Raw genomic sequence first — 12,616 nt, 5'->3', positions numbered from 1 at the left:
GACATGGCAAGCTGGTATGCGATCCGCGCCCGGGGGACCGGTGCGGAAGTAGCAATCTATGACGAGATCGGCGCCTACGGGGTCTCGGCGAAGGGGTTTCTGGCAGAACTGGGCGCGCTGCCTGAGGGCACGCCTGTCGATCTGCGGCTCAACAGCCCCGGCGGATCGGTCTTCGACGCGGTGGCGATCCACAACGCGCTGAAGCGCCACGAGGGCACGGTCACCGTCTGGATCGACGGCATCGCCGCCTCCGCCGCATCCTACGTCGCCATGGCGGGCGACGAGATCGTCATGCCCGAGAACGCCTTCCTGATGATCCACGACCCGGCCGGCCTCGTGATGGGCACGGCCGAGGACATGCGCGCCATGGCCGAGGCGCTCGACAAGGTGAAGGGCAGCCTCGTCTCCGGCTATGCCGCGAAATCCGGCCGGACGCCGGAAGAGGTCTCCGCGCTCATGGCCGCCGAGACATGGTTCGACGCGTCGGACGCCGTGGCGCAGGGCTTCGCCGACCGGCTGATCGAGCCCGTCCGCATCGCCGCGAACTTCGACATTGGGCGCTTCCGCAATGCGCCGCCGGTGTTGGTAGAGCAGGTCGAAACGGATCAGGACTCCGACGACGCGGCCGACTGCGTCGAGATCGAAGCGGACGAGGACACCGACGAGGCCGCCGAAGGCGATCAGCTTTCTGATGTCGAAAACGAGCAGGCCGCCGCCGCCGACACCGCTCAGCCTCCGGCCGAGACGCCACCTCCCAGCGGCGCGCCGCCGGATCCCGCCGCGATCCGGGCCGATGCCATCGGCCACGCCCGCGCCGTCATCGATCTCTGCCTCCTTGCCGGCCAGGCGCAGATGGCCGGCCGCTTCCTCGAAGAGAACGCGAGCCTCGACGAGGTGCGCGCCGCGCTCCTCGCCGCCAAGGCCGAGGCCGAACCCGAGATCGTGCCCCATCACCCGCAGCCCGGCCGCTCCTCGGCCGCGCGCCCCTGGGGCGAGATCGTCGCCCGCACCTTCAAGCTGAAAGGATGACACCATGACCACGCTCGTCGAAGGCACGCACCCCGGCGGTTTCCTCGTCTGGGAAGCCTTCCGCGACTACACCCGCGAGACGATCACCGTCGCCTCGGGCACGCTTGAGCCCGGCACGGTGCTGGGCAAGATCACCGCGTCCGGCAAATACGCCGCGCACGATCCCGCCGCCGTCGACGGCACCGAGACAGCCGTCGCGGTGCTCTGGGGCAATGCGGATGCGAGCGCCGGCGATGCGCCCGCCGTCGCCGTCGTTCGCGGACCCGCCATCGTCAACCGCCACGACCTCTTCTTCGCGGGCACCCCCAGCGAGGGCGAGATCGCGGCCGCCCACACGGCGCTCCTCGCCGCGGGCATCCTCGTCCGCTGATCCAATCCCGACAGGAGGCATCCTCATGGCCACCATGGACATCTTCGAAGGCGATGCCTTCACGATCGTCGAGCTGACTCGCGCGCTCGAGAACATTCCCTACAAGCCCGCGCTGCTCTCGGGCTCGAACCTCTTCAGCCCGCGCGGCGTGCGCTCGCGCACCGTGGTGATCGAGAGCCGCGATGGCACACTCTCGCTGATCCCGTTCTCCGAGCGCGGCTCGGCCTACGAACAGCAGGTGCCCGACCGGCGCGAGATGCGCGCCTTCGTCTGCCGCCAGTTCAAGAAGCAGGACGTGCTCTGGGCCTCCGAGATCCAGTCCGTCCGCGACTTCGGCTCGGAGAGTGCGACCCAGCAGGTGCAGACCGAAGTGGCCTACCGGCTCAGGAAGCTCCGCCAGGACGCCGAGACGACCTTCGAGTACCACCTCCTGAACGGCATCCAGGGGCTGGTGAAGGACCCGAAGGACCACGCCACGGTGGTGAACTACTTCACCGAGTTCGGCATCTCTCCGGCGGCCGAGATCGACTTTGACCTCGACAACGCAAGCCCGGCCTCGGGGGCGCTCCGCAAGCGCTGCCAGGCGCTGATCGAGAGCGTCGAGGACTCGATGGGCGGGCTCTCGGCCGGCGCCGTGCAGGTCCGCGCCGAATGCGGCTCGGCCTTCTTTGCTGATCTCGTGGCCCACAAGGAGGTGCGGGAGACCTACCTCAACACCGCCGCGGCGGCCGATCTGCGGGGCCGCGTCGCCGACGAGGTCAGCTTCGGTGGCATCACCTTCCGCCGCTATCGTGGCGGGGTCGGCTTCACGGTCCCGGCCGACAAGGCGTTCTTCTATCCCGAAGGCATCGAGGGGCTCTTCGAGATCTACTACGCCCCAGCCGACACCTTCGAGACGGTGAACACGCTGGGCCAGCCGCTCTATGCCCGGACGATCCCCGACCGGGACCGCGACGAATGGGTGCGGCTGGAGATCGAGAGCAACCCGCTCCCGATCTGCACACGGCCGCAGGTGTTGCGCTCGGCACGGCGGACCTGAGTCAGAGCGTGACGCCGTATCGGGCGTGAAGATCGCTGAGATGCCGGACCAGCCAGTCGGCCGGTTCGGTATCCTGCCAGAAGCGCCAGAGTTCGGGATAGCTCATCGCCTCGAACGCCGGCGATGATCCTGCCACGCGCGCCCTGAACTCCTCGATCTCGTCTCGATGGGCCACAAACTCGGGACCGGCGGTTGGGTTCGCGGGCTCCCAGAACAGATAAAGCAGCGTCACCGGTCGGTCGGGGAAGCTGCGTGCCAGTCCGAACGCATGCTTGATAAGCTGCGCAGCGTCGAGCCAGGTGTACTTGTCTGGCCGATCCCGGAGGCGCAGCATTTCGCGGAAGTATCCCTGGTCGCGCCGCGAGTCTCTGATCTGCTCCTCGTATGCGGGTGAGAATTCGGCTCGGTGGGGCGACAGGTGTTCGGTCAGCTTCGACTCGATCCCGACCACGCCGCCGGGGCCCGAAAGCACGACGTCGAGGTTGGGTGCACGGCCGCCGCGGAGTCCGGTGGGGCATTTCCGTTCGAAGCGAAGATCGTCGAAACCGGCAGCCATCGGCATGGCGAGGTCGGCGATCCGGCTCCGAAACGGCGCGAAGCAGTTGACCGCCAGCCCAGATGAAGAATGGGCCGCCCGGAACTTGGTCTGCAGCTCGTTGCCGTCGCCTGAGGACAGGTCTGCTTCGAAATCCTTCAGCGTGACCTGCGGAAGCAGGGTGTCGCGAAAATCTGCAACGTAGCCCTTCGGGTCGAGGGACGTGTCCGGGTGCTGGCCCATGAACGCCTCTGACAGCGCCTGGACGGCTCGGACCCTCGTCGGGCGTTCTGAAATCGATTCCTGTTTCATGGGAGCAGTATAGCCATGGCCAGCGCGTTCGCATCCGCCCTCGAGGCGCTCTTCGCGGATGCGCATCTCGCGAGTGACATCGTCTACATCGCCGAGGGCGGCGCGCCTTCGCTGGTCCGCGCCATCCTGCGGCGCCCCGACGACGTCACCAGTTTCGGCGAGGCGCGGATCTGGTCGGAGAGCACCCGGCTCGATCTGCGCCTTTCCGAGGTGGCCAACCCGCGTCCCGGCGACCGCATCGAGATCGACGGCGAGGCCTTCCTCATCCAGGGCGAGCCCGTCCGCGACCGCGAACGGCTGGTCTGGACAGTGGATCTGCGTCCGGCCTGATCGCGATGAAGCTGAAGCTCGACATCACCCCGGACCTCGTCGCCGCCATGGCGGCAGAGGTGAAGGCCGGAGAGAAGGCCGTCACCGCCGCTATGCGCGAGGCGGGCACCGGGCTGAAGACCGCCTGGCGCGGCCAGATCACCGGCGCGGGGCTCGGCCGGCGGCTCGCCAACTCGATCCGGAGCCAGACCTTCCCGAAGGCCGGCGAGAGCCTGAACGCCGCGGCGCTCGTGTGGTCCAAGGCCCCGGTCATCGTCGGCGCTCACGACACCGGGCCGCTGATCCGCTCCAAGGACGGGTTCTGGCTTGCGATCCCGACGCCAGCCGCCGGACGCGGCCTGCGCGGCGGCAGGATCACCCCCGGCGAATGGGAGCGCCGCCGGGGGCTGCGGCTCCGCTTCGTCTACCGTCGCCGCGGGCCCAGCCTGCTGGTGGCAGAGGGACGGCTGAACAGTCGTGGGCTCGGTGTCGCGTCACGCTCGAAGACTGGCCGCGGGCGCACGACGGTGCCGATCTTCCTGCTGGTGCCGCAGGTCAAGCTGCCGAAGCGGCTCAACCTAGACCGGGATGCCGAGCGGGCGCTGGACAGCGTGCCGGGTCTGATCGTGGCGAATTGGGTTGAGGGGCGGCTTGGATGAGTGCGCAACCATTGGAATAAACCGGACGCTCGACGGAGCGCATTATTCAGCGCCCACCCACTTCAACACAGCAAGTGCCTCTGGCGAACTACGAACTCGAAGCTTGATTTCCCCGCGTGACGTTTCTTCCGAAGCGGGAAAGTGCTCTTTGGTCTTGCCCGGATCAATAAGCCCTGCATTCAAGGCAGGCTTCCGAAAGTACCACAGGACCCACTTCTGATTCAGGACAGCTGAATACAGCCAGTCGCCCTTGGCTTCGAAACGAAGTTCTCGTTCTATGTAACCATGTCCGGCCGGGCGCACCGTGGTCCCGCCAGGAAAATGAGCATGGGCAAAGGTCAAATAGGCGTCGCGGACGGCAGCATCGATGGCTGTTGCCGCTCGTAGCTGTTCTTCGAGTCTATGCGGATCAAGCAGCATCTTTCCTCCCACCGCTTGGTTCCGCGCGGCCTTCATTAATCCAAACACCCTCGAAACAAACGTCAAGCGCGGAGTCGCGTGACAGATATGCCCACCCCTCGCGAAACCATCCTCACCGCGCTGCACGCGCGGCTCTCGGCGCTGCCCGCCACCGCCCTCCGCGGCGAGGTGCTACCCGAGCGCGTCCCGGCCGAAGGCCTGCTGATCCTGCGCGACGGCGAACCAGGCGAGCCCGAAGTCACGCTGTCGCCCCTGCGCTACCACTACCAGCACCGCGCCGAGATCGAGGCGGTCGTTCAGGGCGCCGATCGCGACGCTGCGTTCGACACGCTGACCGCCAGCATCGGCGCAGCGCTTGCCGCCGACCGGACGCTGGGCGGGCTCTGCGACTGGGTCGAGGCCGAAGCCCCGCGCCCGGTCGATCTGCCGGTCGAGGGCGCGGCCAGCCTGAAGGCGGCCGTGATCCCGGTGGTGCTGCACTATTCCACGGCCGATCCGCTCGGCTGATCCCGACAACCCGAGGAGAACACCATGGCACGAGCCCAGGGGGCGCGGGCGCTGATGGCGCTTGCGTTCGAGACGACCTATGGAACGCCGCCCGCCAGCGGCTTCACCCGCATGCCCTTCGCCAGCACCTCGCTCGGCGCCGAGCAGCCACTGCTGAACTCGGAGCTTCTCGGCTACGGCCGCGATCCGCTGGCGCCGATCAAGGATGCGGTCACGGCCGATGGCGACGTCGTCGTGCCGCTCGACGCCGAGGCTTTCGGGTTCTGGCTGAAGGCGGCCTTCGGGACACCGACGACCACGGGTGCGGAGGCGCCCTACAGCCACGAGTTCCAGTCGGGGTCCTGGACGCTGCCCAGCATGTCGATCGAGACCGGCATGCCCGAGGTGCCGCGCTACGCGATGTACTCGGGCTGCGTGCTCGACCAGATCACCTGGCAGATGCAGCGATCCGGGCTCCTGACCGCGACAGCCCGGCTGGTGGCGCAGGGCGAGACGGTCGGCACCACGACCAGCGCCGGAACGCCCGCCGCGCTGGAGCTGAAGCGCTTCGGGCATTTCAACGGGGCGATCACGCGGAATGGGTCCGCCCTCGGCAACGTGGTCTCGGCCGAGATCACCTATGCCAACAACCTCGACCGGATCGAGACCATCCGCTCGGATGGCCGCATCGACGGCGCGGACCCGTCCATCGCCGCGCTGACCGGCCGGATCGAGGTGCGCTTCGCCGACCAGACGCTGGTGACGCAGGCAATCAACGGCGAGGCCTGCGAGATGGAGTTCGCCTACCTCCTGCCGTCCGGCGAAAGCTTCACCTTCACCGTGCACGCCGTCTACCTGCCGCGTCCGCGCATCGAGATCTCGGGGCCGCAAGGCGTGCAGGCCACCTTCGACTGGCAGGCGGCGCGCGACAGCGTCGTCGGCCGGATGTGCACCGCAACCCTCGTGAACGACGTGGAGACCTTGTCTTAAGATTTCCCCCGGTTCCCGTGCGATACGGGAGCCGCTGTCCGGCACCTCAAATATGCCGGACAGCGGCGGGGGACGGATCGTTGTGGAGATGGTCGGAGAGGGCCGGTCAGTAGTGTGATCGCCCCCGCCTTTTCGAATGTCCTGAACGGATACATGGGGAAGACCTCGCGTCCTTGCCCCGAATGACAAGGCCAGGAGGCGAAAAGACCATGACCGACACTATCGGGATCGACATCTCGAAGACCACACTCGACATCTACCGTATCTCGGACGGCAAACGAGCCCGCTTCGGCAACGACGCGTCCGGCTTGAAGGCCATGCGCAAGTGGCTCGGGGCGGCACCGCTCCGCGTCGTCTACGAGGCGACCGGGCGCTATCACCGCGATCTGGAGGCCGCGCTTGCGGCTTTCGGCCATCACAACGTCAAGGTGAACCCCGCACGGGCGCGACGCTTCGCGCAGGCTACCGGACAGGGAGCGAAGACCGACCGCGTCGATGCGGAGATGCTTGCACGGATGGGTACCGTGCTCGGCCTCGAGGCGACCCCGGTCAAAACTGACGAACTGCACGAAATCAAGGAGCTGCATGTCGCTCGGGTTGCTCTGATCAAGGATCGGACGGCCTGCCGAAACCGGATCGGCATGGCGCGCAACAAGATCGTCCTGGCGCAGCTGCGCGCGCGCCTTCGCCAGATCGACACCCAGATCGCGCAGATCGACAGGGAACTGCGCTCCCGGATCAAAGCCGATCCCGGGCTCGCCAGGCGCTACGAGATCCTGACGTCGATCCCCGGCGTCGGGCCCGTCGCCGCCATCGCCCTGATCATCGAGATGCCGGAGCTCGGGGCGATGAGTTCGAAGGAAGCTGCGAGCCTCGCAGGCCTCGCACCTATCACGCGGCAGTCGGGAACGTGGAAGGGCAAGGCCCGTATCGGCGGAGGCCGCACTGCTCTCCGTTGCATGCTGTTCATGCCCGCTGTGATCGCGACCCGCTTCAACGCCCCGCTCCAGCAAGTCCACCGGACGCTCATCGCTGCCGGAAAGCCCTGGAAAGTCGCCATCACGGCGGTGATGCGAAAGCTCATCGTCCTCGCCAACGCCCTGATCCGGGACGACCGGAAATGGGCCGAAATCAACCCTTGATCAAAACGGATACTATTGATGCTGACGCTCGACCTGACCAACGCCCCGCGCTGGCATGACCTCACCCCCGGCGTGCGGGTGCAACTCCGCCCATTGACCACCGCGCTGATGGTCGCGACACGCAGCGATCCCGCTGTCGAGGGGGTGCCCGAGGACGCCTCCGACGAGGAGCGCGCCGTCGCTTTTGCAAAAGCACTGGCGCGTCGCGCGGTGCTCGCCTGGGACGGTATCGGCGATGCGGACGGCAAGCCCATCGATCCGAGCCCCGAGGCCATCGACGCGCTGCTCGATGTCTGGCCGATCTTCGAGGCGTTCCAGCTGACCTACGTCTCGAAGGGCCTGCTGCTGGAACAGGAAAAAAACGCCTCTGCGCCCTCGCTGAATGGTCCTTCGGCGGGGGCGAGCGCTACTGCGAAGCCTGCGCACCCTACGAGGGCCGCGAGCAAGCCTGCCCGGACTGCCCGGCGCGGCTGAACCGTCCGGCAACGCCGGAGGGTTGGCAGGTCTGGGACCTTGTCGGCCGACTCGGCGGCCAGCTGCGTGTCCTGCCCGGCGCGGTGACCGGCTGGGACATGTCGGCGGCGCTCGCGCTCGGTGACGCACTCGGCGTGCCGCCGCTCGCCATGGCCGAACTGCTGCCTGTCATCGAAGCGGTGATGGTCGCCAAGCTCAACGAGCAGATGGAGCACTCCCATGGCTGAGAAGAGGGTCAGCGTCCGCCTCGCGGCCGTGGGCGGACGGCAGGTGCGCGCCGAGCTGGAAGGCGTGGGCGAGGCCGGGTCGCGCGGCTTCGGACGGCTGAGCCGGGAGATGGAGGCCGCGAACGCGAGGCTAGCGGCATTTTCCCGTCGCGTTGCCGTAGCCGCTGCCGCCGCAGTTGCAGCTGCCGCCGCGGCGGGCGTGGCGATGATCCGCTCCGGTCTGCAGACGGTCGATGCGCAGGCCAAGCTCGCCCAGTCCCTCGGCACCACCGTCGCCTCGATCCAGACGCTGGAGCGCGCGGGCGAGCTGGCTGGTGTGTCCATGTCCGGCATCGAGCAGGCGACGAAGGACCTGACGCGGCGACTCAGCCAGGCGGCCGCCGGGACCGGTCCCGCCGCCGACGCGCTCGACCGGCTGGGGCTGTCGGCCACCGACCTGATTGCGCTGCCGCTGGACCAGCGGGTCGGCGCGATCAACGCGGCCATCGAGAGCTTCGTGCCTGCCGCCGAGCGCGCGGCCGTGGCAGGTCAGCTTTTCGGCGAGGAAGGCTCCATCGCCATGTCGCGGATCGACACCGCGACGCTGCGCCAGGCGACGGAGGACGTGCTCGCCTTCGGCGTCGTCGTCTCGGAGCAGGATGCCGATCAGATCGAGCGGACGAACGACGCAATCTCGCGCCTCGGGCTGATCTGGCGCGGGCTCTCGAACCAGCTGGCCGTCGCCGCAGCCCCGGCGCTCGAGGCTGTCGCCAACGCCATGGCCGCCATTGCCAGCCGCACCGGGCCGCTCGGCATCGCCATTCGCGGTCTCTTCGACAATATCGGCCGCCTGACCACCTATGCCGCCACCTTCGCGGCCTTCCTCGCTGGCCGCTGGGTCGCTGGCATGGCCGCTGCGGCGCTCTCCGTGCGCGGCCTCGCCACGGCGCTGGTCGTCCTGCGCGGCGCGCTGATCCGCACCGGCATCGGCGCGCTCATCGTCGGCGCGGGAGAACTCGTCTACCAGTTCGCCCGGCTTGTCTCCGGCGCGGGCGGCTTCGGCGAGGCGATGTCGCTCCTGAAGGACCTCGCCGTCGAGGTCTGGGAGCGGATCCGCATGGGTGCGGCCGCGGCGGGCGCGGCCGCCACGGCGATGTTCTTCGACCTGAAGGCCGATGCCGCCTCGGGCATGAAGAGCGCCATCGAGAGCGTCGTGGCTTTCGGCAACACCGCCGCGAACACGTTCGAGGGCGCCTACGAGGCGATCAAGGCGATCTGGGGTCTGCTGCCCGCCGCCATCGGCGATCTCGCGTTCCAGGCAGCGAACAGCCTCGTCGACGGTGTCGAGGCGATGCTGAACGGCGTGGTCTCGCGCATCAACGGCTTCATCGGCGGCATCAACGCCGGTCTCGAAGCGCTCGGGTCCGAGCGCCGCATCTCGCTGGTGCGCGACCTCGATCTCGGCGAGATCGAGAACCGTTTCGAGGGCGCGGCCAGTGCTGCCACGACGGCGGCGCAGGCGGCGTTCGACCGGGCCTTCGAGGAGAACCCGCTGACCGCACCCGACCTCGGTCTGACCGAGGCAGCAAACCGGGCGCTCGAGTCCGCCAACCTCTATAGGGGCGCCGCGCGCGATCTGGCGGAAGGGGCCCGCGCGCCCCTCGAAAGCTGGCAGGCCCTGCGGGATGCCGTCCGCGCAACCGACGAGGACGGGGCCGATGCGCTGGCCGAGGCGACGACCGCGGCGGAGCGGTTCGAGACCGCGCTCGACGGCGCGGGACAAGCTGCGACCGACGCCGGAACCGCCGCGGGTGCTGCGGCTGCCGCGGCCGAGCCGAATGTGGAGACGGCCGTCACCGGCTGGCAGGCGGTCACGGCGGCGCTGTCGGACTACGCCAGCAAGGCGCGCGAGATCGGTGGCGACATCGGCCAGAGCCTCGTCGGCGCCTTCCAGTCCGCCGAGACCGCGGTCGGCGAGTTCGTGAAGACCGGCAAGCTGAATTTTCGCGATCTGATCACCTCGCTGCTGGCCGATCTCGCCCAGCTGGCGGCGCGGCGCTTCATCCTCGGACCGATCGCAAACGCGCTCTCCGGCGTGTTCTCCGGGGCGGGCGTTCGCGGGGCTTACGCGGCCCCACTGGGGCCACGGTCCCCGCTCACCTACGCCAACGTCCTGCATGCGGGCGGGATGGTCGGATCGGCTGGGCCCACGAGGATGGTCCCGGCGATGGTCTTCGCCGCCGCGCCGCGGATGCATTCCGGCGGGATGGCGGGGCTTCGGCATGATGAGGTGCCCGCTATCCTCCAGCGGGGCGAGCGGGTGCTCTCGAGGCGCGAGGCGCAGAGCTACGGCGCGGGCGGCGGCGTCAACGTCACCATCATGGCACGTGACGCCGAGAGCTTCCGGCAGTCGCGGACGCAGGTTGCGGCAGACATCGCCCGTGCGGTCTCGCTCGGGCGGAGGGGCATGTGATGGCGTTTCACGAGGTCCGGTTCCCCGACAACATCAGTCGCGGCGCGCGCGGCGGGCCCGAGCGGCGGACGCAGATCGTCGAGCTCGCCTCGGGCGACGAGGAGCGCAATGCGAGCTGGGCCAACTCGCGCCGCCGCTACGATGTCGCCTACGGCATCCGCCGCGCCGATGATCTCGCCGCCGTCGTCGCCTTCTTCGAGGCACGGAATGGGCGGCTGCATGGCTTTCGGTTCAAGGACTGGGGCGATCACAAGTCCTGCCTGCCGTCCCAGACGCCAGCGCCGACCGATCAGGCGATCGGCACCGGCGACGGCACGACGAGCGCCTTCCAGCTGGTGAAGCGCTACGCCTCCGGCGCGCAAACTTGGACACGCGCCATAGCCAAACCGGTGACCGGAACCGTGCGCATCGCGGTGGCGGGCGTCGAGCAGCTCTCCGGCTGGTCGGTCGACGCCACGACCGGCGTCGTCACCTTCGGCGTCGCGCCGGGCGCTGGCGTCGCCGTCACAGCGGGCTTCACCTTCGACGTGCCAGTCCGTTTCGACACCGACGCGCTCGACGTGACGCTCGACCTCGAGCGGCTCGGCTCGATCACCTCCATTCCGCTGCTGGAGATCCGGCGATGAACGACACCGGCAGCTTCGTCGCAGCCGTCCTACGCGAGCTCGCGGCCTCGACCGCCGTGATCCTCGCCGCCTGGGGCGCGCTCGGCGGCGCCACGAACGCACTGACCACGAAGATGCGGCTGCGCGATGCGCTGCGGCACATCCTGCTCGGCGGGCTGATCGCCGCCGGGATGGGCAGCCTCTCCATGGCCGTGATCACCGCCTGGCTCAGTCTGCCGCCCGAGGCGATCCCCGCAGGCGGAGCGGCGGGTTCGGCGGCCTATCTCGTCGGGGTCTTCGGACCGGCCTTCATCGAGATGCTGCTCGCCCGCCTCCGCCGCGCCAACGAAGGCCGCGGCGATGAATGAGCTCATTCGCCTCGCGCGCTCCCTCCGCTGCGAGCCTTCCGCTCCACGGCAGGCTTTCGCCCATCGCCTGCGCATTGGCCTTGCCGTCGCGGCACTGATCCTGATCCTCTCGCTTCTCCGGTAATCTCATGCACATGACCGACCGGGGCCTGCTGGCCCTCGTCCGGCACGAAGGACTCGTGCCCGGACCCTATCTTGATGTGAAAAAGGTCTGGACCTTCGGCATCGGCCACACGGCTGCCGCCGGGGAGCCCGATCCGTCCACGATGCCGCGCGGCATGCCCGCCGATCTCGACGCCGGGATCCGCGAGGCGTTCCGGGTCTTCCATGCCGACCTCGCCCGCTACGAGGCCGCTGTCCTGCGCGCCGTGAAGGTTCCGCTGGCGCCGCACGAGTTCGATGCGCTGGTCAGCTTTCACTACAACACCGGCGGCATCGCGAAGGCCGCGCTCACCCGGCACCTCAACGCCGGCAATCGCGTTGCAGCCGCCGACGCGTTTCTGAACTGGCGGCGACCGGCCTCCATCATCCCGCGCCGCGAAGCCGAGCGCGACCTGTTCCGCCACGGCCAATATCCCGGCGGCACGATCCCGGTCTGGTCCGTGGACCGCGCGGGCCGCGTGGACTTCTCCAGGCCGATCCGCCGCCTGACGGAAGACGAGGCTCTGGCCCTGCTGCGGCCGTCGCCGCTGCCGAGACCGCCGGTCTTCGATCTTGCTCCCGACGCGCCGACCGGCTGGCTCGCCCGCCTGGCCGCCTTCTTCTCCATCCTGATCCGGAGGGCCTGACCCATGCGCTACATTCGTCCGACCTCGCTCACCTGGTGGGCGGGACTGCTCGCCATGCTCACCGGCATTGCCTCTCTCGCGTTGCCCGCGACCGGGCCGCTCGGGGAAGTGTCCCGCCTCGTCGCACTGCTCGCCGGCTCGGGGGACGCTTCGCCCGCGGGGCTCATGTTCCTCGGTCTGGGCCTGATCGGTCTGCGGGACCGGATCGAGCGCGGGTTCCGCGGCGATGCTTGAGTTCTTCGCAGGTGTCGTCGTGGGCGGCTGCCTCGGCGTATTCGTCGTCGCCCTCTGCATGGCCGCCGCACGCGGGGAGCGGGACGATGGCTGAACTCCTCATCTGGCTGGTCGCGGCTCTCGGCGCGGTCGGGGGCGTCGTCCTCGGCCGGGTCTGGGGCCGAGTGGAAGGGGAAC

At 68.8% G+C, this 12,616-nt stretch carries 18 protein-coding genes; 16 read left to right on the top strand and 2 right to left on the bottom strand.

All coding sequences use genetic code 11. From position 1 onward, the window contains the following. The first annotated feature begins 3 nt into the window (after positions 1–3). From AC4PTB_RS14085 to AC4PTB_RS14075, 3 genes are read left to right on the top strand one after another with little or no spacing between them, the layout of a single operon-like run. Entirely contained in the window at positions 4–1,029 is a 1,026-nt protein-coding gene (locus tag AC4PTB_RS14085) for a head maturation protease, ClpP-related (RefSeq protein WP_492190517.1), read from the top strand. Between the two features lie 4 nt (positions 1,030–1,033). Beyond that, positions 1,034–1,399, top strand: a complete 366-nt coding sequence (locus AC4PTB_RS14080) for a head decoration protein (RefSeq protein ID WP_097031803.1) — start codon at positions 1,034–1,036, stop codon at positions 1,397–1,399. Positions 1,400–1,424: 25 nt separating this feature from the next. Next, positions 1,425–2,438 carry a major capsid protein gene (locus tag AC4PTB_RS14075; protein WP_492190516.1) on the top strand — a complete coding sequence of 338 codons (1,014 nt, stop codon included), beginning with the start codon at positions 1,425–1,427 and terminating at the stop codon, positions 2,436–2,438. A gap of 1 nt (position 2,439) precedes the next feature. Here the strand turns inward: AC4PTB_RS14075 and AC4PTB_RS14070 are convergent, their stop codons facing one another. Next, the gene (locus AC4PTB_RS14070; RefSeq protein ID WP_097031801.1) at positions 2,440–3,285 is read right to left on the bottom strand and encodes a PGN_0703 family putative restriction endonuclease; all 846 of its coding nucleotides are present in this window, start codon (positions 3,283–3,285) and stop codon (positions 2,440–2,442) included. 15 nt (positions 3,286–3,300) lie between these two features. Between AC4PTB_RS14070 and AC4PTB_RS14065 the strand changes: the two genes are divergently transcribed. Both AC4PTB_RS14065 and AC4PTB_RS14060 read left to right on the top strand, forming a co-directional pair. After that, complete coding sequence (locus AC4PTB_RS14065) at positions 3,301–3,615, top strand: head-tail joining protein (protein WP_097031800.1); 315 nt, start codon at positions 3,301–3,303, stop codon at positions 3,613–3,615. A gap of 5 nt (positions 3,616–3,620) precedes the next feature. Next, entirely contained in the window at positions 3,621–4,253 is a 633-nt protein-coding gene (locus tag AC4PTB_RS14060) for a DUF6441 family protein (RefSeq protein ID WP_097031799.1), read from the top strand. Between the two features lie 42 nt (positions 4,254–4,295). Here AC4PTB_RS14060 and AC4PTB_RS14055 read toward each other — a convergent pair whose 3' ends face one another. Further along, complete coding sequence (locus AC4PTB_RS14055) at positions 4,296–4,673, bottom strand: hypothetical protein (protein ID WP_141400098.1); 378 nt, start codon at positions 4,671–4,673, stop codon at positions 4,296–4,298. Positions 4,674–4,760: 87 nt separating this feature from the next. On the opposite strand from AC4PTB_RS14055, the gene AC4PTB_RS14050 reads away from it, so the two are divergent. The 11 genes from AC4PTB_RS14050 (at position 4,761) to AC4PTB_RS14000 (ending at position 12,533) form a co-directional block, all read left to right on the top strand. Further along, positions 4,761–5,180 (top strand): acyl-CoA transferase, encoded by a 420-nt coding sequence (locus AC4PTB_RS14050; RefSeq protein WP_097031798.1) that lies wholly within the window; start codon positions 4,761–4,763, stop codon positions 5,178–5,180. A 24-nt stretch (positions 5,181–5,204) separates the two neighbouring features. Continuing rightward, positions 5,205–6,149, top strand: coding sequence for a phage tail tube protein (locus tag AC4PTB_RS14045; protein ID WP_097031797.1), 945 nt, complete (start codon positions 5,205–5,207; stop codon positions 6,147–6,149). Between the two features lie 209 nt (positions 6,150–6,358). Continuing rightward, the gene (locus AC4PTB_RS14040; RefSeq protein WP_028718737.1) at positions 6,359–7,291 is read left to right on the top strand and encodes an IS110 family transposase; all 933 of its coding nucleotides are present in this window, start codon (positions 6,359–6,361) and stop codon (positions 7,289–7,291) included. Between the two features lie 18 nt (positions 7,292–7,309). Next, positions 7,310–7,765 carry a phage-derived protein YdaY family protein gene (locus AC4PTB_RS14035; RefSeq protein WP_099649436.1) on the top strand — a complete coding sequence of 152 codons (456 nt, stop codon included), beginning with the start codon at positions 7,310–7,312 and terminating at the stop codon, positions 7,763–7,765. 83 nt (positions 7,766–7,848) lie between these two features. Continuing rightward, positions 7,849–7,992: a DUF7697 family protein gene (locus AC4PTB_RS14030; protein WP_158644569.1), complete on the top strand. Its 144-nt coding sequence runs from the start codon at positions 7,849–7,851 to the stop codon at positions 7,990–7,992. Next, on the top strand, positions 7,985–10,444 hold the full coding sequence (locus AC4PTB_RS14025; protein ID WP_114348931.1) for a phage tail tape measure C-terminal domain-containing protein: 2,460 nt from the start codon (positions 7,985–7,987) through the stop codon (positions 10,442–10,444). The genes AC4PTB_RS14030 and AC4PTB_RS14025 overlap by 8 nt, the downstream gene beginning before the upstream one ends. After that, a complete protein-coding gene (locus AC4PTB_RS14020; RefSeq protein WP_099649434.1) occupies positions 10,444–11,070 on the top strand; it encodes a DUF2460 domain-containing protein in 627 nt (208 codons plus the stop codon). Before AC4PTB_RS14025 ends, AC4PTB_RS14020 begins: the two co-directional genes overlap by 1 nt. Next, a complete protein-coding gene (locus AC4PTB_RS14015; protein ID WP_099649433.1) occupies positions 11,067–11,417 on the top strand; it encodes a hypothetical protein in 351 nt (116 codons plus the stop codon). Before AC4PTB_RS14020 ends, AC4PTB_RS14015 begins: the two co-directional genes overlap by 4 nt. A gap of 128 nt (positions 11,418–11,545) precedes the next feature. Continuing rightward, on the top strand, positions 11,546–12,205 hold the full coding sequence (locus AC4PTB_RS14010; RefSeq protein WP_099649432.1) for a lysozyme: 660 nt from the start codon (positions 11,546–11,548) through the stop codon (positions 12,203–12,205). Positions 12,206–12,208: 3 nt separating this feature from the next. After that, on the top strand, positions 12,209–12,439 hold the full coding sequence (locus AC4PTB_RS14005; RefSeq protein WP_099649431.1) for a hypothetical protein: 231 nt from the start codon (positions 12,209–12,211) through the stop codon (positions 12,437–12,439). Beyond that, positions 12,432–12,533 carry a DUF3789 domain-containing protein gene (locus AC4PTB_RS14000; protein ID WP_099649430.1) on the top strand — a complete coding sequence of 34 codons (102 nt, stop codon included), beginning with the start codon at positions 12,432–12,434 and terminating at the stop codon, positions 12,531–12,533. Before AC4PTB_RS14005 ends, AC4PTB_RS14000 begins: the two co-directional genes overlap by 8 nt. Positions 12,534–12,616 lie beyond the last annotated feature (83 nt).

The organism is Rhodobacter sp. 4.3.4 (assembly GCF_058724655.1).
The sequence above is the reverse complement of the archived record's forward strand: the minus strand, read 5'-3'. Positions and strand labels throughout refer to the sequence as shown.

Bases quoted from the DNA above. Each gene is read 5' to 3' on its own strand.
- AC4PTB_RS14085 (WP_492190517.1), top strand. From the start codon at position 4: ATGGCAAGCTGGTATGCGATCCGCGCCCGGGGGACCGGTGCGGAAGTA.
- AC4PTB_RS14080 (WP_097031803.1), top strand. From the start codon at position 1,034: ATGACCACGCTCGTCGAAGGCACGCACCCCGGCGGTTTCCTCGTCTGG.
- AC4PTB_RS14075 (WP_492190516.1), top strand. From the start codon at position 1,425: ATGGCCACCATGGACATCTTCGAAGGCGATGCCTTCACGATCGTCGAG.
- AC4PTB_RS14070 (WP_097031801.1), bottom strand. From the start codon at position 3,285: ATGAAACAGGAATCGATTTCAGAACGCCCGACGAGGGTCCGAGCCGTC.
- AC4PTB_RS14065 (WP_097031800.1), top strand. From the start codon at position 3,301: ATGGCCAGCGCGTTCGCATCCGCCCTCGAGGCGCTCTTCGCGGATGCG.
- AC4PTB_RS14060 (WP_097031799.1), top strand. From the start codon at position 3,621: ATGAAGCTGAAGCTCGACATCACCCCGGACCTCGTCGCCGCCATGGCG.
- AC4PTB_RS14055 (WP_141400098.1), bottom strand. From the start codon at position 4,673: ATGCTGCTTGATCCGCATAGACTCGAAGAACAGCTACGAGCGGCAACA.
- AC4PTB_RS14050 (WP_097031798.1), top strand. From the start codon at position 4,761: ATGCCCACCCCTCGCGAAACCATCCTCACCGCGCTGCACGCGCGGCTC.
- AC4PTB_RS14045 (WP_097031797.1), top strand. From the start codon at position 5,205: ATGGCACGAGCCCAGGGGGCGCGGGCGCTGATGGCGCTTGCGTTCGAG.
- AC4PTB_RS14040 (WP_028718737.1), top strand. From the start codon at position 6,359: ATGACCGACACTATCGGGATCGACATCTCGAAGACCACACTCGACATC.
- AC4PTB_RS14035 (WP_099649436.1), top strand. From the start codon at position 7,310: ATGCTGACGCTCGACCTGACCAACGCCCCGCGCTGGCATGACCTCACC.
- AC4PTB_RS14025 (WP_114348931.1), top strand. From the start codon at position 7,985: ATGGCTGAGAAGAGGGTCAGCGTCCGCCTCGCGGCCGTGGGCGGACGG.
- AC4PTB_RS14020 (WP_099649434.1), top strand. From the start codon at position 10,444: ATGGCGTTTCACGAGGTCCGGTTCCCCGACAACATCAGTCGCGGCGCG.
- AC4PTB_RS14015 (WP_099649433.1), top strand. From the start codon at position 11,067: ATGAACGACACCGGCAGCTTCGTCGCAGCCGTCCTACGCGAGCTCGCG.
- AC4PTB_RS14010 (WP_099649432.1), top strand. From the start codon at position 11,546: ATGCACATGACCGACCGGGGCCTGCTGGCCCTCGTCCGGCACGAAGGA.
- AC4PTB_RS14005 (WP_099649431.1), top strand. From the start codon at position 12,209: ATGCGCTACATTCGTCCGACCTCGCTCACCTGGTGGGCGGGACTGCTC.
- AC4PTB_RS14000 (WP_099649430.1), top strand. From the start codon at position 12,432: ATGCTTGAGTTCTTCGCAGGTGTCGTCGTGGGCGGCTGCCTCGGCGTA.